Annotated in this window: 17 protein-coding genes; 9 read left to right on the forward strand and 8 right to left on the reverse strand. The window is 65.8% G+C overall.

Annotated features, from left to right (window positions below; all coding sequences use genetic code 11):
- Positions 1–9: 9 nt before the first annotated feature.
- From HD593_RS09330 to HD593_RS09340, 3 genes are all read left to right on the forward strand, one after another.
- Complete coding sequence (locus HD593_RS09330) at positions 10–2,250, forward strand: rhamnogalacturonan lyase family protein (protein ID WP_185101784.1); 2,241 nt, start codon at positions 10–12, stop codon at positions 2,248–2,250.
- A gap of 224 nt (positions 2,251–2,474) precedes the next feature.
- Positions 2,475–2,924 carry a family 43 glycosylhydrolase gene (locus HD593_RS09335; RefSeq protein WP_185101785.1) on the forward strand — a complete coding sequence of 150 codons (450 nt, stop codon included), beginning with the start codon at positions 2,475–2,477 and terminating at the stop codon, positions 2,922–2,924.
- Positions 2,837–4,366, forward strand: coding sequence for a family 43 glycosylhydrolase (locus HD593_RS09340; protein ID WP_345154942.1), 1,530 nt, complete (start codon positions 2,837–2,839; stop codon positions 4,364–4,366). The genes HD593_RS09335 and HD593_RS09340 overlap by 88 nt, the downstream gene beginning before the upstream one ends.
- A 124-nt stretch (positions 4,367–4,490) precedes the next feature.
- On the opposite strand, the gene HD593_RS09345 is transcribed toward HD593_RS09340, so the two are convergent.
- From HD593_RS09345 to HD593_RS09365, 5 genes are all read right to left on the reverse strand, one after another.
- Positions 4,491–6,044, reverse strand: a complete 1,554-nt coding sequence (locus HD593_RS09345) for a cellulase family glycosylhydrolase (RefSeq protein WP_221524680.1) — start codon at positions 6,042–6,044, stop codon at positions 4,491–4,493.
- 448 nt (positions 6,045–6,492) lie between these two features.
- A complete protein-coding gene (locus HD593_RS09350; protein WP_185101787.1) occupies positions 6,493–6,774 on the reverse strand; it encodes a glycoside hydrolase family protein in 282 nt (93 codons plus the stop codon).
- Between the two features lie 469 nt (positions 6,775–7,243).
- On the reverse strand, positions 7,244–8,134 hold the full coding sequence (locus HD593_RS09355) for a carbohydrate ABC transporter permease (RefSeq protein WP_185101788.1): 891 nt from the start codon (positions 8,132–8,134) through the stop codon (positions 7,244–7,246).
- The gene (locus tag HD593_RS09360) at positions 8,131–9,075 is read right to left on the reverse strand and encodes a carbohydrate ABC transporter permease (RefSeq protein WP_185101789.1); all 945 of its coding nucleotides are present in this window, start codon (positions 9,073–9,075) and stop codon (positions 8,131–8,133) included. The genes HD593_RS09355 and HD593_RS09360 overlap by 4 nt, the downstream gene beginning before the upstream one ends.
- 8 nt (positions 9,076–9,083) lie before the next feature.
- The gene (locus HD593_RS09365; protein WP_185101790.1) at positions 9,084–10,496 is read right to left on the reverse strand and encodes an ABC transporter substrate-binding protein; all 1,413 of its coding nucleotides are present in this window, start codon (positions 10,494–10,496) and stop codon (positions 9,084–9,086) included.
- Between the two features lie 1,350 nt (positions 10,497–11,846).
- On the opposite strand from HD593_RS09365, the gene HD593_RS09370 reads away from it, so the two are divergent.
- The 3 genes from HD593_RS09370 to HD593_RS60240 all read left to right on the forward strand — a co-directional run bounded on the left by HD593_RS09370 (position 11,847) and on the right by HD593_RS60240 (position 14,232).
- Positions 11,847–13,115, forward strand: a complete 1,269-nt coding sequence (locus HD593_RS09370) for a family 16 glycosylhydrolase (RefSeq protein WP_185101791.1) — start codon at positions 11,847–11,849, stop codon at positions 13,113–13,115.
- 477 nt (positions 13,116–13,592) lie between these two features.
- Positions 13,593–13,817, forward strand: a complete 225-nt coding sequence (locus tag HD593_RS60235) for a hypothetical protein (RefSeq protein WP_221524681.1) — start codon at positions 13,593–13,595, stop codon at positions 13,815–13,817.
- A 106-nt stretch (positions 13,818–13,923) separates the two neighbouring features.
- Positions 13,924–14,232, forward strand: a complete 309-nt coding sequence (locus HD593_RS60240) for an integrase core domain-containing protein (RefSeq protein ID WP_221524682.1) — start codon at positions 13,924–13,926, stop codon at positions 14,230–14,232.
- A gap of 61 nt (positions 14,233–14,293) precedes the next feature.
- Here the strand turns inward: HD593_RS60240 and HD593_RS09380 are convergent, their stop codons facing one another.
- Entirely contained in the window at positions 14,294–15,250 is a 957-nt protein-coding gene (locus tag HD593_RS09380) for an AraC family transcriptional regulator (protein ID WP_185101792.1), read from the reverse strand.
- Positions 15,251–15,374: 124 nt separating this feature from the next.
- Here HD593_RS09380 and HD593_RS09385 point away from each other — a divergent pair, with 124 nt between their 5' ends.
- The 3 genes from HD593_RS09385 to HD593_RS09395 all read left to right on the forward strand — a co-directional run bounded on the left by HD593_RS09385 (position 15,375) and on the right by HD593_RS09395 (position 17,604).
- Positions 15,375–16,058 (forward strand): DUF998 domain-containing protein, encoded by a 684-nt coding sequence (locus HD593_RS09385; protein ID WP_185101793.1) that lies wholly within the window; start codon positions 15,375–15,377, stop codon positions 16,056–16,058.
- A gap of 59 nt (positions 16,059–16,117) precedes the next feature.
- Entirely contained in the window at positions 16,118–16,348 is a 231-nt protein-coding gene (locus HD593_RS09390) for a hypothetical protein (RefSeq protein ID WP_185101794.1), read from the forward strand.
- 1,106 nt (positions 16,349–17,454) lie between these two features.
- Entirely contained in the window at positions 17,455–17,604 is a 150-nt protein-coding gene (locus HD593_RS09395; RefSeq protein WP_185101795.1) for a hypothetical protein, read from the forward strand.
- A gap of 498 nt (positions 17,605–18,102) precedes the next feature.
- Here HD593_RS09395 and HD593_RS09400 read toward each other — a convergent pair whose 3' ends face one another.
- Together HD593_RS09400 and HD593_RS09405 are read right to left on the reverse strand one after the other, a co-directional pair.
- The gene (locus HD593_RS09400) at positions 18,103–18,630 is read right to left on the reverse strand and encodes a GNAT family N-acetyltransferase (RefSeq protein ID WP_185101796.1); all 528 of its coding nucleotides are present in this window, start codon (positions 18,628–18,630) and stop codon (positions 18,103–18,105) included.
- On the reverse strand, positions 18,627–19,643 hold the full coding sequence (locus HD593_RS09405; RefSeq protein WP_221524683.1) for an MFS transporter: 1,017 nt from the start codon (positions 19,641–19,643) through the stop codon (positions 18,627–18,629). Before HD593_RS09405 ends, HD593_RS09400 begins: the two co-directional genes overlap by 4 nt.
- Between the last annotated feature and the right edge of the window lie 10 nt (positions 19,644–19,653).

The raw sequence follows: 19,653 nt of genomic DNA on the forward strand, positions 1-19,653 counted from the left end.
GAGTTCCTCATGTCCTTACGTAGACCGCGCACCGCGCTGCTGTCGGCCGGCGTCGCGCTGACGATGGCCGTCACCGGTGTCGTCATGGCCGCGGAAGCATCCGCGGCGACCCGTTACGAGGCGGAAAGCGCCCCGGCCACGTGCGACGGGCTCATCGAGTCCAACCACGCCGGCTTCTCGGGCAGTGGATTCTGCAACGGCACCAACGCGGCCGGCGCGGCGGCACAGTTCACCGTGACCGCATCGGCGGCCGGCGCGGCCACCATCGCGATCCGGTACGCCAACGGCGCGACCGCGGGCCGTCCCGCGGACGTGCTGGTCAACGGCGCGGTCGCACATGCCGCCAGTGCGTTCGACCCCACCGGCGCCTGGACGAGCTGGGGGACCAAGACGCTGGCCGTGTCGCTGAACGCGGGCGACAACATCATCCGGTTGAGCCCGACCACCGCCGACGGCCTGGCCAACATCGACTACCTCGAGACGGACCAGGGCGGCCCGGACCCGAACCCGACCGGCCGGCAGATGGAGGATCTCGACCGCGGCCTGATCAGCGTGCGTTCCGGGTCGGGCAACCTGGTGTCCTGGCGGCTGCTGGGCACCGAGAGCGCGAGCACCGGATTCAACCTCTACCGGGGCTCGGCCAAGCTGAACCCCTCGCCGCTCACCGGCGCCACCAACTACCTGGACAACGGCGCGCCGGCGGACGCCTCCTACACCGTCCGAGCGGTCGTGAACGGCGTGGAGCAGGCCGCGTCCGGGCCGTCGCTGCGCTTTGCCGGCGGCAACTACCTCGACGTGCCGATCTCCCGGCCGGGAAGCACCTACACCGCCGGAGACGCGAGCGTCGGCGACGCGGACGGCGACGGCCAGTACGAGATCTTCCTCAAGTGGGACCCCAGCGACCAGAAGGACAACTCCCAGTCCGGGGTCACCAGCAACGTCTACATCGACGCCTACCGGCTCAACGGCCAGCGGCTGTGGCGCATCGACCTGGGCCGCAACATCCGGGCCGGCGCGCACTACACGCAGTTCCAGGTCTACGACTACGACGGCGACGGCCGGGCCGAGCTGGCGGTCAAGACCGGCGACGGCACCGTCTCCGGCACCGGGCAGACGATCGGCAACGCGGGCGCCGACCACCGCAACTCCTCCGGCTACATCATCACCGGACCCGAGTACCTGACCATGTTCAACGGGCTCACCGGCGCCGCCATGTCCACGGTGAACTTCGACCCGGCCCGCGGCAACATCAACGACTGGGGCGACAACTACGGCAACCGCGGCGACCGGTTCCTGGCCGGCACGGCCTACCTGGACGGTCAGCGCCCCAGCCTCATCATGGGCCGCGGCTACTACGCCAAGAGCGCGATCGCGGCCTGGGACTTCCGCGACGGCCGGCTCACCCGGCGCTGGAAGTTCGACTCCAGCAGCGCCGGCAGCCAGTGGACCGGACGCGGCGCACACTCGCTGTCCATCGCCGACGTCGACGGCAACGGCACCGACGAGGTCGTCTACGGCGGCATGACCATCAACGCCAACGGCACCGGCCGCTACACCACCAGCTTCTACGCCCACGGCGACGCCCTGCACGTCGGAGACTTCGTGCCCAGCCGTACCGGCAAGGAGATCTGGATGATCCACGAGCAGAGCTCCGGCGCCGCCGCCACCCTCCGGGACGCGGGCAACGGCTCGATCATCATGCAGAAGAACAACACCTGTAACTGCGAGGGCCCGGCACGCGGCGTGGCCGGCGACATCCACACCGGCAACGCCGGCGGCGAGTTCTGGGGGTCCGGCACCGGCCTGGGCAACCTCTTCAACGCCTCCGGCGGCAACGTCGGGCGCAACCCCAGCAGCTACAACTTCCTGGCCTGGTGGGACGGCGACCCGGTGCGCGAACTGCTGGACGGCAACCACGTCGACAAATACGGCACCGGCGGCGACACCCGCCTGCTCACCGCCTCCGGAGCACACTCCATCAACGGCACCAAGGCCACCCCGTCCCTGTCCGGCGACCTGTTCGGCGACTGGCGCGAGGAAATCATCCTGCCCCGGGACGACAACGCCGCGCTGCGCATCTACGCCACTCCGATCCAGACCGACCGGCGGATCTACACGCTGATGCACGACACCCAGTACCGCGTCGCCATCGCCTGGCAGAACACCGCCTACAACCAGCCGCCACACCCGAGCTTCTTCCTCGGCGACGGCATGAACACCCCACCGCAGCCCGACATCTACGTCCGCTGACCCGCCAGCGGTCTGGCGGCCCGGCATCCATCGGGCCGCCAGACCGTGACCTGTGCCGATGGCGAGTTGTCCTCCGCCTAGGGAGCCTCGCCGGTCAGCGGCACCTGGCGGACTGTTAACGCTAACAAAGAGGTGCCCGTGCAAGGACCAAACGACCGCTGTCGAAAGGACTCCGACATGTCCCGTGCTAGCCATCGGGTCTTACTTGCCGCTGTGACGGCGCTGTGCACGCGCTGTCCGCCGGCGTCGCGCAGCCGGCCTCCGCCGCACCGGGCCTTCCGTACGCCAATCCGATCAAGTCTCAGAAGGGGGCCGATCCCTGGCTCGAGTACTACAACGGCAACTACTACCTGATCACGACCACGTTCACCAACAAGCTGCTGATGCGCAAGTCGCCGACGCTGGCCGGGCTCGCCACCGCGCCGAGCGTGCAGGTCTGGGAGGACAGCACGTCATCGCGCGGGACGAACTTCTGGGCCCCCGAGATCCATTTCATCGACAACCGGTGGTACCTGTACTACTCCGGCGCCCAGGTCGGCGCCCCTTGCTGTGACACTCAGCGCACCCACGTGCTGGAGAGCGCCGGCTGGTCAACGTCCGTAGCGGCAAGGTACTCGACGTCAACGCCTGCGGCTCCGCCGACGGCGCCAACATCCAGCAGTGGTCGTGGCTGAACAACAACTGCCAGCAGTGGCAGCTGCTGCCCGTCCAAAGGAGGGGTAATCGATGCGTAGACGTACTTCCTCGCGATCCCCGCACCGGGCGCGGCGGCGACGCTGCTGGACGCATCCCCAGCGGCGGCGTCACCGGCGGTGACGTACACCAGCCCGCTGATCGCGCAGCGGGCCGACCCGCACATCGTCCGGCACACCGACGGCTACTACTACCTCACCGCCACGGTGCCGGAGTACGACCGGATCATCCTGCGCCGGGCGACGACGGCACATCTGGGCGCCCGGAGATCCACTTCATCAGCGGCAAGTGGTACATCTACTTCGCCGCGGGCCGCAGCAACGACGTCTGGCGGATCCGGATGTGGGTGCTGGAGAACAGCAGCGCCGACCCGTTCACCGGCACGTGGGTCGAGAAGGGACGCATCGTCACCCACCTGGACACGTTCTCGCTGGACGCGACCACGTTCACGCACAACGGCACCCGCTACCTGTCCTGGGCACAGCAGGACCCGGCGATCGGCGGTAACACCAACCTGTACCTGGCGCCGATGAGCCACCCGTGGACGATCTCCGGGACTCCGGCACGGCTGAGCGTCCCGACGCTGTCGTGGGAGACGGTCGGCTACAAGGTCAACGAAGGCCTGTCGGTGCTCATCCGCAACGGCAAGGTGTTCATGACCTACTCGGCCGGCGCCACGGACAGCAACTACTGCATGGGGATGCTGACCGCGTCGGCGTCCAGCAACCTGATGAACCCGGCGTCGTGGAGCAAGAAGCAGCAGCCGGTGTTCAGGTCCAACGCCGCGACGAGCCAGTACGGCCCGGGCCACAACTCGTTCACGGTCTCCGAGGACGGGCAGAGCGACATCCTGGTTTACCACGACCGCAACTACAGGGATATCAGCGGCGATCCGCTGAACGACGCGAACCGGCGCACCCGAATCCAGAAGCTGTACTGGAACGCCGGCGGCACCCCGAACTTCGGCATCCCGGTGCCGGACGGCGCGACGCCGTACCGGTTCAGGTCGTACACCTTCCCGGACCGGTTCATCCGGCAGGTCCCGTTCCGCGGGCGGATCGACGCGGACATGACGAACCTGGCCGAGTCGCAGTTCCGCATCGTCATCGGGCTGGCCGGGAGCGGCACGGTGTCGCTGGAGTCGACCAGCAACCCCGGCTCCTACCTGCGGAACCGAAACTACGAGATCTGGCTGGACAGAAACGACGGCACGACGGGGTTCAGGAACGGCGCGAGCTTCACCGGGCGGCCAGGCCAGTCCGACTCGGCCGCAGTGAGCTTCGAATCGGTGAGCGCCCCGGGCCGCCCTGCGGGACCACCGGCACGAACCAGCAATGGACACGCGCGGCAGCGTGATGTGCATGCATCCTCGCGGGAGAAAGTGCATGCGGCTGCACCGCATGCACTTCTCTCCGCCGGATGATCTGGGCATCGAGGCCACGCGACTGATCGTGCTCATGCCGAAGCCTGTGACGCCGAATACCTGGTTGCCCTAGCCGATAACGACATGGGGCGAGCCCAGCGAAGCCCGCCAGGCCCGCCGGGTTCTAGGGCGTCGTGACTTCGAGGTAGTCGATGTTGGGCAGGCCGCTGGCCGTCGTGGGGTTGAGCCTGACGGTGTTGCCGCCCGCGTTCAGCGTGACGGTCAAGGTCTTGGTGACCCATGTACTCCACGCGCCGGTGCCCTCGAACGACGGGGTCTGCACCGCCGAGCCGTTGACGAGCAGCGAGGCCGGCCGCGTGGTGGCGACACCGTTGGCGAACCGGACCAGCAGCGTCGCGGTGCCCGCCGTGCTCGCGTTGACGGTGAACTGAGCGTAGGCCCCCACCGCGTTGGTGCCGTTGCAGAAGCCGGTACCTGAGTAGCCCGACCAGTTGGAGTCGATGGTGCCAGTGCACACCGCCGGCGAAGCTTCCGCCTCGTAGCGGGTGGCCGACCCAGGACCGCCGATGGCGCTCATAATGGGGCCGATGATTCCTGGCTGGGTCACCGCGTTGGTGCTTCGATTGAACAGCCCAAAACCGTATTGGCCGTTGACGCCATTGTCCCAGTAAATAGTGGCTGCTCCGTACTTCTTGGCGGTGGCCACCATGGTGTGCGCGAAGTCCGCACGGTACCTGTTGTTCGACGAATCAAAGGATGACTTGTCGATCGAGCCGTATTCGCCGACGACTACCGGGTATCCTCTGACGACGAAACTGTCGTACGTCTTCTTCAGCTGCGAATCCATGTAATCATCCTGTCCCCAGGTGGATGTTCTCGATGGGTTGGTTGCTGCCGGTCCCCACTGCGTGATCGTGCCGTTTTCCTCTCCGACGAAGTCCCACGGAGCATAATAGTGAACGGAGATCATGATTCTCTGCTCATTGCTGGGGATGGAGGGCGATCGGTAGTTGTCCGTCGGAATCACGAAGCCGTAGTTTCCGGTGGTGTAATCGATGTTCGTGTTCCAGCCAGGAACAAGCAGCCATCGTGAACTGTTGTTTCCGCCAGCTCGTCTTGTGGTGTCCACGAAGATTTGGTTGTAGCTGTTGATGTTTGAGTAGCACGGTTGAGTGGGATTGCCGTACTGTCCGTCGAATTCTTCGTTCATGGATTCGAAGATCAGGCGTTGGTCGTAATTTTGAAACCTGGACGCGAGTTGTTGCCAGATCTTCTGATACTTGGCTTTGATCTCTGTTTGGTTGGAGGAATCGCAGATCAGCCAGGCGTATGGGATGGTTTTGTAGCCGTCTCCATGTATGTTGAGCACCACATACATGCCTCGGTTGTACGCATAGTTGACGACTTCCTGAATTCTGTTCAGCCAGGAAGGGTTGATCGTGTAGTCCGGGCCGGCCCCGATATGCCGTAAATACGAGACCGGGATCCGGATCGTATTGAAGCCTGTCGACTTCACCTTGTCGATGAGAGCCTGTGTTACGGTCGGATTGCCCCACGCCGTTTCGCTGGGATATCCGTCGACGTTGGCTTCCAGCTGGTTCCCCAGATTCCAGCCCACTCCCATGTCGGCGACGATCTGCGAAGCGTTGAGCTGTGTCGTGGTGTCGGCCGACGCATGCGTGGTCAAGCCGGACACCGATAGGGCGGCCGACAGCATGCAGGCCAGGAGAATGGCCCTGATCTTCCTTGCTGTTGGAACCATGGGTACTTCCTCTCTTTCAGGCTTGGTGTGCCCAGGAGCAGTTTCGTCCAGGCAAACCTCTCGATCGGTGGTGTCGGACTCTTCTCATCGAGCTTGTGAGTTTTGCGCAACGCGCGGCATGGAGGGGGCGGTTGGCCGGAGTGGCAGGCGCGGGATCGGGCCGACGATCGCGGCGGAAGCCAACACCGAATACGTGCTGTTCTTAGCAAGGCTTGCCTGCTAACGTCTCATCTAGTCGAAGCGCTTCGACGGCATTTCGACAGCAGGGGAAATGCTGCGATAGGCACACTGTAGAAGTCGGGAAATCTCATTGCAACAAGCGGCGATCGCGCCGCCAAGCTGCTCGAGCCGTTGCCGGGTGATCAGGCAGGTGGGGCGCTCGGCGTGCCGAGCGGCCGGCGGCTCAGCCCCAGTGTTGCAGTAGCCGGTCGTACTCGGCCTGGGTGATCGGCAGGACGGTGCCGTGGCGCGGCCGGCCGGGCATGGTGTAGCTGGAGACGGGTGACCATTGCCGGGTGTTCAGGTCGGTGGTCGTGAACGGTACGTAGCCCCGGCCTCCGTACTCGTCGATGAACATGTACCAGCGCTCGTCGGTGTTCGATTTGAAGACCAGCGGGCCCTCGCCCTGGCCGATCGCGTTGTTCCCGAGGCAGTCTGCGACGAAGGAGTAGGTGCGGTTGAGCATGGTCGCCGACTTCTCGGCGAGGATGAACTAGCCGCACGGGGTCTGCGATGTGCTTCGCTCGTCCTTCGTGAAGCGGTAGTAACGTAGGTGGTACACGGGCGGCTGCCCCGGGTCCAGCCATACCGGCGCACGCCGACCGCGAACGGCGTGCTTGGCGCGGGATCTGCGTGTGCCGTTCTGGAACCGAGCAGGGTAACGCCCGCTGCTGCGGCGCTCAGCGTGAGAAAGATACGTCGTGGCATGGACATGATGCCTCCGTGGGGGGGGTAGCGGAGGTGGGGCGGCCCCAGGCACCCTCACCGTTTGGTGTTCAGCGGACGTAGATGTGGGGTTGCGGTGAGGTGCTCATGCCGTTGACCGTCATCGGCACGAGCACCAGCCCCTACGTGTGACCACAAGCCGGCGACGGCGCGGTCATGGCAGCGGCCGTCATCGTCGCCACCAGAAGCGAAGTGAGGCGCGTCGTGGGTTATCCCTTCAAACCCGAACTGACAACGCCGCGGATGAAGTAACGCTGGGCGAACAGGAAGATCACTAGAACGGGCACCACGTAAAGGGCGGCCGCCGCCGCCTGCACCGTGGAGTCGGGGTTGCCATGCGGGTCGAGGTAGAAGGCGGAGATGGCGACGGACAGTGTGGTTTGGTCGGGGTCGAGGAACAGGGCCGGTCCGAGGTAGTCGCCCCAGATCCAGGTGAACGAGAGCAGGAAGGAGGTCAACAGCACCGGCCGGGACAGCGGCAGGAAGATCTGCAGGAAGATGCGGCCGTACCCGCAACCGTCGATGATCGCCGCGTCTTCCAGTTCGGCTGGGATGCCGGCGAAGAACTGGCGGAACAGGAACACCAGGAAGGGTGAGGCGGCCAGGCCCCACAGCACCCATGGCCAGTACGTGTTGATCAGCCCGACTCGGGCGAACAGCACGTACGTAGGGATCAGCGTCAGAATCTGCGGCAGCATCATGGTGGACAGCAACAGCACGAACAGCGGGCGTTTGCCGCGCCCGCGCAGGCGGGCGAAACCGAAGCCGACCGCCGCGCTGGAGAAAGTCACCAGGATCGCGTACAGGAACGAGAGGAACATCGAGTTCCCCAGGTACGCCGCGAAGTTGATTTCGGTGAGAGCCTGGGTGAAGTTGTCCCACTGCGGCGCCTCGGGCAGGAGCTTGGCTGGGATCGACACCCACTCCGCCTTGGTCTTCAAGGCGGCCAGCACAAGCCAGGCGAACGGCCCGGCGAACAGTATCGCGAGCGTCATCAGCAGCAGGTAGGCGCCGGCCGTCTTGGCGGGCCGCCGAGGGCGCCGGGCCCGCCGCCGCGTGCTGACTGTGGGCGCTGGGGTGGGGATCTTCGTGATGGTCATCGGTCGGCCTCTCTGTCGACCGTGTAGTGGACCCATAGCCGGCTCGACCGCTGCACGAAGAGCGTGATGGCCAGGATGACCAGGAAGAACACAAAGAGCATCGCGGAGCCATAGCCATACCGGCTGTTGACGAAGAACTCCTGATAGACCTGCACCATGTACAGGTGTGTGGTTTCTGGCACCTCGCCCACGTTGCCGACCTGGCCCGTCTGGGCCAGCAGCAGCGGCTGGATGATGATCTGCAGGGAGGCGATGATGCCGGTCACCACTTGGAAGAAGATGACGGGGGAGATGATCGGCACGGTGACGTGGCGGAACACGTGCCAGCGGGTGGCGCCGTCGACGCGCGCCGCCTCTTCCAGTTCGGCTGGGACGCCCTGCAGGGCGGCAAGCATGATCACCATCCCGCCGCCGAGTCCCCACAGGGTGAGGATGATCAGCGCGTAGAACGCGTTCGGGTCGACCAGCCAGGCGATCGGGCCGATGCTGATCTTCTCGAGGATGGCGTTGAGGATGCCGGCGTCTCGGTTGAAGATGAGCTTCCACATGATCGCCATGGCGACGATCGGGACGACCGAGGGCAGGAAGAAGATCGTCCGGAACAGGCCGACTGCCTTCAGCCGCTGGTTGAGCAGCACCGCCAGGCCGAGCCCGCCGGCCACCATGAGCGGCACCGCGATCGCGGTGTATGCGAGCGTGCGGACCAGGCTGGCGATGGCCTCCGCGTCACCCATGAGCTCGGCATAGTTGCGCAAGCCGACCCAGCGCCAACGGTCGCTGCGGCCGTTGAAGTTGGTCAGGCTGATCGCGAGCGCGTAGCCGAGCGGTAGCGCGGTGAGCAGCGCGAAGCCGAGTACCCAGGGCGAGACGAACAGGTAGAACGTCCCGCTGGAATGCCGCTTCCAGCTGGGCCGCCCACGCCTCGCCCTTTCCGTTGCCATGGCGACCACTAGCCGATCTGGTCCTTGCCTTGCTTCAGCAGCTTGTTGACCTCATCGGTGATCGCCTTGCCGGCCTGCTCGACGGTGATCTCCTTCTTGATGGCCCGCTGAAGCTGCTTGTCGAGCACGGTGTTCCAGCCGTCGGATGCGACCATGTAGGGAGAGTCGGGCAACTGGCCGGCGTACTGAAGTTCGGCCTGCTGGGTCTGGTACGCCTGCTTCTGGTACGGCAGCTCCTGCGGCAACATCGTCAGCTGCGCTTTCAAGGCCGGAATGCCCCAGCCGCTCTTCGCCCGTTCCTCGGATGGCGGGCCGGCCATGAAGTACTCCATGAGTTTCCACGCCTCGTCCTTGTGCTTGGCCTTCGAGGGGATGGCCGCACCCCAGCCCACGTAGGTGGGACTGATGCGCTTGTCGCCCATCACCGGCGCGGGCGCCATCGCGACGTTGTTCTTGATCTCGTCGGACTCTTCGACGAAGTTGCCGCCGTACCAGTAGCCGTCCTGGGTGATCGCCATCCGCTTGGCGAGGAAGAGTGACAGGTCGGCACCGTCCGGAGCCGGGTCGAGCGCGGTGGGCCCCACGCCGGCCTGGGCGAAGTCGACGTACCACCTCAGTGCTCGCAACGCCTCCGGTGTGGTCATGTCGGTCTCGGTCAGGTCCGCGCTGTACACCTGGCCACCCTGCTGCAGGATCATCATCATGATCGGCGCCGACAGGCCCCAGGCCCACTCCACCCCGAGGCCGTAGACCTGGGTCTTGCCGCCGCTCTTCTTGGTCAGCTTCTTCCCGATCTCCAACAGTTCGTCGTACGAGATCGGCTCGGTCGTGCTCAGCGGCTGGATCTTTGCGCCCTCGAAAAGTGCTCGGTTGTACCAGAGCGTGGCGTCCTGGCTCCAGTCCTTGACGATTCCGTAGTACGGGCCCTGGCCGCTCCGCGTGCCGTCCCATCGGAAGCTGTCGTTGACCGACAGCAGGTGCTCCGGCTTCAACACGCTGCTCTTCGCCATGTACGGGTCCAGCGCGGTGTACAGCTCCTGGGCGTTGGCGCTCGAGCTGCCGACCGCCACCGCGCGCACGAAGTCCGGTGGCTCGTTCGAGGCGAGCATCGCGTTGAGCCGCGTGCTGTCGTACTCAACAAAGTTGATCTTAATTCCGGGGTTCTTGGACTCGAAGTCGGCGATGTGCGCCTTCGTCAGCTCGTCGGTTTTGTACATGACGGTGAGCGTCACGGTCTTGCTGTTGCCGGACGGGCCGCCCGAGCGGCCTGAGCTGGCGCTGCACGCTCCGAGCAATGGTGTCGCCGCCGCGGCGCCGGCAGCAAGTAGGGCCGAGCTGCTCAGGAGGCGGCGTCGGCTGATACGTCCGTAAAACATGGGCTTCCCTCCGCCAACCAGTGGGAATTCGCTATGAGCGTTCACAGTGCTCGCTCCAGTTGTGGTGGAGAACGGTCGCGGCGGCGAGTAACGCAAACGCCACCGAGATCTTTTTCATGGAACCCTCCAAGGAGGTCGTGCTCAGGGGCGGAGGACGGGCATAACAGACGACCCGTTGGCGCTAGCGCTCTGCGCCACGAGCGGGTGATCAGTCCGCTCGAGCAGCCCTGGTGTCGCTGTGCCGGAGGGCCGGTGTCGACGGTCACGGTCGAGCGGAGGCCATGACACTACGTGGTCTGCGATGCGGCGTGACCGGGATCGGCTGGGAAGCCGCAGGCAGGGGTGAGGGTGAGGCCACGTGTCCTCCTCACAGGTCTGATGAGGGTCTGTGAACGTTCCCAGCGACTTATCCCTTGCCGGCGTGAGCATCCACGCGCCACTGGGATGCGAGGCTCCTTGGCGGGCTGGACGCTAACGCGCGTGTCTCGCGGTCGTTATATCGTTTTAATCGCAAATATCGCGACGTCGGCCGGCCGCGAGGGTCGGACTTCGATGGGCTATACGCGTCGTGGGGCTTTCTTTTGAGAGAGATCCGGGCTGACCGGCGTGCCGTACTCGTGGCTGACTATGCGCGGGGGGTGTTCCGCCGATTGCGGGCAAGGCGGACAGCTCGGTTGTGCCCGTACCTCGGGAGCGGCGTGTCCGCACGAGCCGCTCTCTTGTCGCCCTGCGCCGGCCGTACCGACGGTCGCAGTCAGGTGGATGGAGTGTCGCCGCATGCCCCGCGGCGGGCGTGGCGGTGATCTCGTGCGAAGCCGCAGATGGGCTGGCAGCGCGGCCACATGTCCTCCTCACAGGCTGAATGAGGCTCTGTGAACGTGCACAGTAACGCACGGGCCGACGTATCGAAAGGCCCACTCTTGGATTCGCAGTAAAAGCCCTGATAGCGGGCATGCAGCCGATGAAAGAGCCACTTTCTGCTCTGTGAACGCTCCCAAAGACTGCTCTTCAGGCGCCTCTCGCCGGTATGGCGCGCCGGAGGTGCCAGCAGCCTTCCCAGGAAGCCTGGCGCCCCTGCTATCGCTGGTCGGATCGGCCATGCCGTCTGTCGGCAACGTCGGCTCTTGACATCGCCGCTGTCTGTTTGCACAATGCGGAATGCGTTTTCCGAGCTGTTGACCGGTCCGATGCGGCACTTGCAGAGACGTTGTCCGCCGCCTCTGCGGGCGAGCCATCCAACGCCTTTTCGCTCACGCCCAACGCGGTTGAGAGCACGCTCCGCCCCAGGCGGCGAAAGATTTCCCGGAGTCCCTGGCCACACGGCTACTGCAGCAACGCGCATGTCCAGGTGATTCGCTGCGCAGCCGTTTGACCATCGAAAGGCGGTCGCAACCCATGGTGAGTACGCACTTAGGCATTCAACGACTTACCCGATCAGGGATCATCCTCTCGCTGCTGGCCTCGGCTCTCGTCTTCAACGCCACGGCCGCGCAACCCGCCCAAGCAGCTGATATTCCGCCGAACCCGCTGGAGAAACCTGGTTGGATTCTCGATCGGAACGACGAGTTCAACGGCAGCCTCGACACGAGCCTGTGGATCACCAACTACTTCGAGTCGCGGACGACCGAGGAAAGATCCAGGGCGCGGTACGGATTCCGCGACAACGCCCTCGTTCTGCGCATCGACGACGACCAGCCGGCCTATTACGCCGACGGCAACCCGATGAAGGTCTCCAGCATCCAGACCGGGCAGAGGACCGGTCTGCACAAGACCTCTCCCTTCCATCACTCGATCCCCACCATCATGAAGTACACCCCGCGGTACGGGTACTTCGAGATCCGCGCGAAAAGCTCGGCGAGAAGCGGGATCCACACCGCGTTCTGGACGGCAGGCAGGCAGGACACGTCGACCCAGACCGGGGAGATCGACGTCATGGAGCACCCGGGTCAAATGGGGCGCAGCTTTCTCTACAGCCTGCACAAGTGGTCCGATCCCAACTTGGTGGAAACCAGCAACACGATCTCCGTTGGATTCGACATGACGACCGAGATGCACATCTACGGTCTCGAGTGGACACCGACGCAACTCAAGCTGTATGTGGACAATGTCCTGACGAGAACCATCAACGCGTCTCCCGCCTACGGTGCGGTGTTCTTGCTGGGCATCTACGAGAACGCCGGCTGGACCGGAAACGTCGATCCCGCGGACCCCAGGCCGAGAGAATTCGTCGTCGATTATTTCCGTGCCTACCGCAAAGCGGCGGACGCGCCGATCGTGAGCGGCGCCACCTACAAGATCCGGAACGTGGCAACGGGCAGGTACCTGGACTCCGAGGCGAACGGCGCGCTGATCGTCGCGGCCCCGAGTTCCTACGACGACCAGGACTGGGTCGTCACGCAGCAATCCTCCGGCGCGTGGACGATCAGGAACGCCAGAACAGGGAGGTATTACCTGGACAGCGACGCGACGAACAACGCCGTCATCTGGAACTCGGGTGAAATCATCGCCGATTCGCTCTGGGGATTCGAGTCGGCCCCTGGAGGCCACCGCCTGACCAACGGCCATGTCAGCCGCGACTACATGTACGCGACTTCGGCGGGCGAGGTGAAATGGAACACCGGCGCGACCGACGCCAGCACAGTCTGGGCCTTTGAGCCCAAGTAGAGGGCCGGCTCGGCTCGACCCGTGAAGGGGCGCGCGGCTGGCTGCGGACTGCCCGGTCGCATCGGGAACGCGAGAGGACACCCGGTGTGAGCCTGCGAACCCGGCCAGGGCCTGTGGGTGCCGAATATTGCGTCACAGGGTTTGATCTGGGGTTTGCTGTGTTCGCGGGCTCGGCTTTGGCAAGATCGCAGTGCGGCTCTGCGGCTGCTGTACTCGATCGTCGTACGGGTATTCGGCTGGATCGCGCTGCTTGCGCGATCACAGGCGTCCAAGGATGCGGAGATCTTGGTGTTGCGGCATCAGCTGGCTGTGCTCTGCCGCCAGGTGGCCGTGCCTCGGCCGTCGTGGGCGGACCGGGCCATCATTTCCGCGCTCGCGCGACTCCTGTCCCGACGCCGCCGATGTCACCTGTTCGTCACACCGCGGACGCTCCTGCGCTGGCACGCCGACCTGGGTCGGAAGGTGTCCCCGGCCACCGTGTGGGCGATCTTGAAGAAGGCCGGCGTCGATCCAGCTCCCCGGCGCAGCGGTCCGACCTGGGCCCAGTTCCTCAAGGCCCAGGCGTCCGGGATCTTGGCCTGCGACTTCTTCAACGTCGAGACGGTCATGCTCGCGCGACTGTACTGCTTCGCCGTGGTCGAGCACGCCACCCGCGGGTCCACGTGCTCGGTGTCACGGCGCGCCCCACCGCCGGCCGGGTAGCCCAGCAAGCCCGCCAACCTGATGCTCGACCTGGGCGATCGGATCAGCGACTTCCGATTCCTGATCAGAGACCGGGACAGCAAGTTCACCCGCTCTGTTCGATGAGGTGTTCACGACCGAGGGTATCCGCGTGCTGCTCACCGCACCTCAGGCTCCTCGGATGAACGCGGTCATGGGGCGGTGGGTCGGCAGCGTGCGCCGCGAGCTACTCGACCGGGTCCTCTTCCTGAACGAACGTCACCTGCGCAAGGTCCTCGCCGAGTACGAGACCCACTTCAACAGGCATCGTCCGCACCGAGCCCTGAAGCAGGCCAGCCCTCTGCGGGCGCTACCCGATCCAGTCGACACCGACATCGAGGTCTCCCGACGAGACCGGCTCGGCGGCCTCCTACACGAATACGCCCAGTTCGCATGAGGAGACACGATATCTGGCACCCACAGGCGGAGGCGGCTGCGAGCCAGTGCCGGGGAGTGCCTCATCCGGTCTGCCAGCGGCGGTTCGCGCGGGAGAGTGAGCGGGCGTCCGAGTAGCCGAGACGCCGCGCGAGGCTGTTGAGGCCGGCGGGCCGCATGCGGTGGTACTCCGATCGCCGTACACGATCGAGTTCTTCGCGCCAGGTGGTGCCGTGGGCGGCGAGCCGCCGTTGCAGGGTGCGAGGGCTGGTCGCGAGATGCGCGGCAACGGTCTCGATGGTGGGGCCTGTCATCAACGAGTCCCGTAAGAGCCGGCGGAACTCGTCCAGCCATGTGTTTCTCACCGGCAGGGGCGGAAGGTTCTCGGCCTGGTGGCGCAGGATCTTAGCCAGGAGCGAGTCGGCTCCGAGGAGGGGCAGCTCCAGGTCGGACTTGCGCATGGTGACGGTGTCGGCGGGAGCGTCGAAGTCCACCTGGCCGGTCTGGAAGAAGGTGTGGAACGCGGCGTGATGTCGCGGTGCGGGCTGCCGGAGGGCGACCCGCACCGGGTTGACGGGACGACCGGTGGCCGTGCGGGCGCGGCTGAAGGCGCCGGCGATCCCGAACTGCATGGCCAGGTCGGCGCCGCGCCCTTCGCCGGTGTTGAGATGGACGGTGAAGGAGATCTCTCGATCGGTCTCCTCGGCGGGTTCGAACCGCCAGTTGGTGCTGATGGTGGTCATGTAGCTGCCGGTGGCCGCCATGCCGTCCCAAAGTGTGGACGCGGTGATGAACAGGTAGTCGTAGAGGCCGAGCGCGCCGACCACGTAGCGTTCGGCGATCAACAGGGCGATGTCGTCACGTTCCGCACCGTGCTCGACGAGCTCCCATGCTCGCAGGTAGCGGTCGCCGGCGATTCTCGCGTGGTCGGTATGGAGCACCCACACGGGAATGCCGGCCTGTCGTGCTATCGGTTCGGGGTCCAGACCTGAACCGCTAATGATGAGCCTGGGAAGAAGAGCAAGATCCAACCCGTCCACAGGCTAAGCGTGGCAGCACGGTGGCGCGGATTACCACCCAGTTGACGTGATTTGTCCTATCCAGCTCCGGGTGCCGTCCTTGATCCTCTTCTTAATCGCGACACGGGGGAGTGAAAGGAACCTGATGCCCACCGCCAACACCGCCCCAGCCGATACCGTCACTTCGCGAACCGTACTCTGGGGACGGCTCGCGCTGGGCACGGTCGCCGGCGCCGTTCTGTTCACCGTCGCCTGGATCGTGCTCAGCTTCGTCAGCGACGGGTACACCATCGGCGGCGACCACATCGCGCCGTATTCCAACCTCACCCAGCCCATCAGCGGGCTCGGCATGGGCGACACCGCCCCGTACATGAACGCCGCGTTCGTCCTCAGCGGGCTGCTGTTCGGGGCCGGCTTCCTGGGCTTCTTCCGGGCCGTCGAGGGAGGACGCACGATCAGGCGCGTGCCGGCCTCGATCGGCCTCGGCCTCGTACCGATCGGCCTGGCGCTCATCGGGCTGTTCGATCTCGAATCGCCCGCCCTGCACTTCGCCGGCGTGACGCTGGCCTTCCAGCTACCGATCCTGACCTTCGTGGCCGTGGGCCTGTTCCTGCGAGATGTCTCCGGCCGGCGGCTGGCGAACCTGCTGCTCTACGTGGCCGCGCCGATCACGCTGATCCTCATGGCGGTCTACTTCAGCACCTTCGACGAGGCGACCACCGCCGGCAACGACGGCATCGCCGGCCTGACCCAGCGCCTGTGGCTCACCTGGGTCCTGGCCTGGTACGCCGTCCTCGGATGGACCGCCCACCGTAGTACCCATCGGTGACATCCCGTCGTCCCCGGCGTGCTGAGAACTTCTGGGATGTTCTTCGCGTCCTACGTGTCATGCTGAAGATCGCTACTGCGGCCATCGCCGGATCCGGCATCTTCATCTGTTCGTCCGCCTGTGCCGTGACAGCCGCCGTCTCCCAGGAGTCGTGTACGTTCACCTGGTCCAACGTCCAAGACCGTGACGTGCTCACCACGGTCTCCGAGGCGAGGACGCTGGCAAAGGGCGAGAAGCGGGTCCCGTCCATGAGGGTGGTGAAGTCGGGCGTCGCGCAGGTCACCGGGTGAAGCTCGACAGGCCGCACACGGCGATCGCGTCGCTGCGTACGCGGGTCGGCCATGCGTTGGTGCCGATCGGCCGGACGTACCCGTCCAAGGTCCTTCGCGGTGAGACCTCTTTCGGTGGCGCGGGACAGGAGCAGGACCTCGGCGCACCTGTCTCCGGCTGCGCCGAAGCCGCTACCGCGCTGTCCGAACGCGGCAGGCGCCGCAGGCCGCAGACAGGGGAACAGTTCAGTGGGGATCGCTGGACGTCCGGTCGCGTTCGGGTGCGTCCAGCGTTGGCTGACCATCCGGCGGTGCCAGGACAACAAGGTGCCCGGTGTCACGATTCGATGGCGGCGAAGCCGCGCGGGTGGCAGTCGCGCCAGTGCGGCCGGCAGCGCCCGGTCGGCCCGGTCCGGTCGTGGTCGGGAGACTTGACGACGCAGGACGGCGACTTCATGACGCAGCGCCAAGATCTCCACGTCCTTGGAGGTGTCGTCCCGCGTGAGTAGCGTCAACCAGCCGAACAACCGGACCATCAGCAGATACAGCAGGCGTAGAAAAACGAGTGCCGAGGATAGAAGGCCAGGCCAGATGCCATGGACGAGTTTGGCACGGCACAAGGGCTGGTCGGACCGGTGAGAGGACCTTCACGGCCACGGGCTTCCGGCGACCTTGAGCTTCGAATGGAGGGCTCCTCCGGCCCGAGCGGTCGGCTGCGTGCAGAAGAAGGGGAGCGTTCTCAAGTTGTGCGACTACTCTCAGGTGTAATAGGGCTACTTTTGGTGATGGCATGGGTTGACGGAGGGGGTGCCGGTGCTGCAGGTGTACTGGGACGTTGGCGTGCGCGTTGTTGATGTCCCCGTCCGCGTGGGCGTCCACGGGGCCGTGGTCCTGGTCCCAGCGTGAGGAGGTTGCGGCCGCCGTAGCCACAGTTACGGTGCTTCCTGGCACCTTGCTCACCGGGCCGATGGCCGCCGTCGGCGGAGACGGAGCAGTCGAGGGAAGCCTGTCGAAGTGGGGTTGGCCCTCAAGCCGGCCAGGCGCCCTATGACCTGCGGCGTGGAGAACATGTCCAGCTCATCCACGTGTCCGGTCGCAGGAGCGGCCCTGAGGAGGCCACGGTTGTCGTGGAGGACGCGCTGGTCGACAGCGTGAGTTACTCGGCAGGTTCGGCGGGCCTGGCAACCGTCGTCGTCGACGGCGTCGTCGCTCCCACGGTCGCGTCCTATGCGGTTAACGGGGAGATAGCCGTCGCCGTTGTACGCGCACAAGGCTGACCTGCCGGTGCAGTCTCGTCAGGTGGTATCGATGCGGCTCTGAAGGCGTGGCTTGAGTGGACGGTCGCAACGATGGTGGCTAGGGTGAGGGCCCGATCGTGCTCGGTGCGTGCTCGTACGCTCTATCACGTGCCGTCAGGATCTGGCTCCGCCTGACACACATAACGTGCTGAGGTGGCACGAACCATCACCCGAGGACACGGTGCGGCCCTACTTCTAATTCGATGGCCTGCGTGCTCGTAAATCCGATGACTGCGACTTCGAGACGAGTCGAGATGACGCTTGATCTAGTATTTATGTTCGTTCGTGCTGATCGCCAACGCTTGACTTATCGACAGCGCCGCGATGCTAATGCCTTGCTCAATATGTACCGAACGCGGCGTCTCACGCTTCGGTGGCGCCAGCGTAGGAAGTCTTGTGCCATCGACTGTGCACTCCGATGGTCGCGCCGTTCATGCGCGGCATCCGGATGCCGGTGATCGCGATCTTGATGCCAGCTTATTGCTCCCGCGCGATCCGCTGATCGCCTTCGAGTGTGAACAGCCCGAGCGGCGGCTCATCCAGGCCCACGAGCGGACCGGCCTCCCGCCAGCCCAGGCGGTGATACAGCCGGGCGGCGGGTGCTTGCGAAGAGGTGATCAGCCAGGCCTTGGGCCAGCCGGCGACGGCCTGGGACAGCAACGCGGAGGCGATTCCTTTCCCGCGGACCTCGGGGTGGACGAACAGGTCGACGACCTCGAAGGAGCCCGAGGTCATCCTGGAGACGGCGGGTGCACCGAAGGAGCTCTTGAGCAGGTCGTAGATCCGGCTGCCCGACAGATCGGCGGGGGTCGGCCAGCCATAGCAGATGCCGAGCAACCGCCCGTCGCGATCGCGTTCGACCCACGCCCTGAAGAAGGGATGTTCCAGGGCTTCCGCCAGGCGATCGGCGTAGGCGTCGAGTTGCTCGGGAGTCTCCGACCAGGGTGGGTCGGCGTAGCAGCGGCGGTACAGGGCGATGATTTCAGTGGGATTGAGCCGTGTCATGAATGCGCCGCCTTCTGGAGCCGCGTGATGGGCACGATGGTCAGCGTGGCCGCTGCGGCGAGGAGGATGAAGGCGAGGCGGAAATCGGCCGTGGCGTCGCGCAGGATGCCCACGAGCATGGGGGCCAGGGCGGCGAAGCCGAGCGCGGTCAGCGCGGCCGTCAGCGCGAGCCCCACGCGCAGGTCGCGCTGTTCGCCGAGCACGGCAGGGACGGCCAGCATCGCGACCACCTGGATGCCGATCATCACGGTGAGCAACGTCCCGGCTCCGGCTCCGGGCCCGTTCTCCTGAAGCAGGGGCACGATCCAGGCCAGTTCACAGTAGTACAGGGCGGAGTTGACCGCCGATAGCGCGGTCACCCGCCAGGCCACCCCGCTACGCCAGGGCAGCCCCGTGGTGAGTGGCCCCGCGGGGGCCGCCACCCGGTCCAGGGCCAGGGAACGCCGGGATGCCGCCCACGCCATCGCCCCGGCCAGCGCGAGCACCGACCAGGAGGCCAGCGCCCCCGGCCAGGAGCCGAGGAAGCCGGCCAGCGGTGCGCTGACTCCGGCCGCGACGGCGCCGCCCGCGCCGAGCCCGGCGGTGTAGATACCGGTGGCCAGGCCGGCCTGGTCGGCGAAGCGGCTCTTGACGACGGCGGGCAGCAGCGTCTGAGCGATGGCGATGCCGGCCCCGACGACCGCCGCGCAGCTCAGTTGCAGCCAGGTGGATCCCCCGGCGAGGCGGGCGGCGGTGGCCACGGCGATGACGACCAGGCCGAGCAGGACCCCGCGATGGAGCCCTAACCGGCGGCCCGCCACGGCGGCCAACGGCGCGCACAACCCCATGGCCAGCGTGGGAACGGTCGTCAGCAGCGCCACGCCGGTCGCGGTCAGATCCAGGTCGGCGCGGATGCGGTCCACCAGCGGCGAGACCGCGGCGATCGCCGGCCGCAGGTTGGCCGCCGCCACGAACATCGCCAGCCCTGCCGCGCCGAGCACCTGCTTGTCGGGTGGCGAAGAGGTCAACATCATGGACACTCCA

The organism is Nonomuraea rubra (genome assembly GCF_014207985.1).
GTDB classification, from domain to species: Bacteria; Actinomycetota; Actinomycetes; order Streptosporangiales; family Streptosporangiaceae; genus Nonomuraea; species Nonomuraea rubra.

Bases quoted from the DNA above. Each gene is read 5' to 3' on its own strand.
- HD593_RS09370 (WP_185101791.1), top strand. From the start codon at position 11,847: ATGGTGAGTACGCACTTAGGCATTCAACGACTTACCCGATCAGGGATC.
- HD593_RS09390 (WP_185101794.1), top strand. From the start codon at position 16,118: ATGCTGAAGATCGCTACTGCGGCCATCGCCGGATCCGGCATCTTCATC.
- HD593_RS09355 (WP_185101788.1), bottom strand. From the start codon at position 8,134: ATGACCATCACGAAGATCCCCACCCCAGCGCCCACAGTCAGCACGCGG.
- HD593_RS09350 (WP_185101787.1), bottom strand. From the start codon at position 6,774: ATGCTCAACCGCACCTACTCCTTCGTCGCAGACTGCCTCGGGAACAAC.
- HD593_RS09345 (WP_221524680.1), bottom strand. From the start codon at position 6,044: ATGCTGTCGGCCGCCCTATCGGTGTCCGGCTTGACCACGCATGCGTCG.
- HD593_RS09405 (WP_221524683.1), bottom strand. From the start codon at position 19,643: ATGATGTTGACCTCTTCGCCACCCGACAAGCAGGTGCTCGGCGCGGCA.
- HD593_RS09360 (WP_185101789.1), bottom strand. From the start codon at position 9,075: ATGGCAACGGAAAGGGCGAGGCGTGGGCGGCCCAGCTGGAAGCGGCAT.
- HD593_RS09330 (WP_185101784.1), top strand. From the start codon at position 10: ATGTCCTTACGTAGACCGCGCACCGCGCTGCTGTCGGCCGGCGTCGCG.
- HD593_RS09400 (WP_185101796.1), bottom strand. From the start codon at position 18,630: ATGACACGGCTCAATCCCACTGAAATCATCGCCCTGTACCGCCGCTGC.
- HD593_RS09385 (WP_185101793.1), top strand. From the start codon at position 15,375: ATGCCCACCGCCAACACCGCCCCAGCCGATACCGTCACTTCGCGAACC.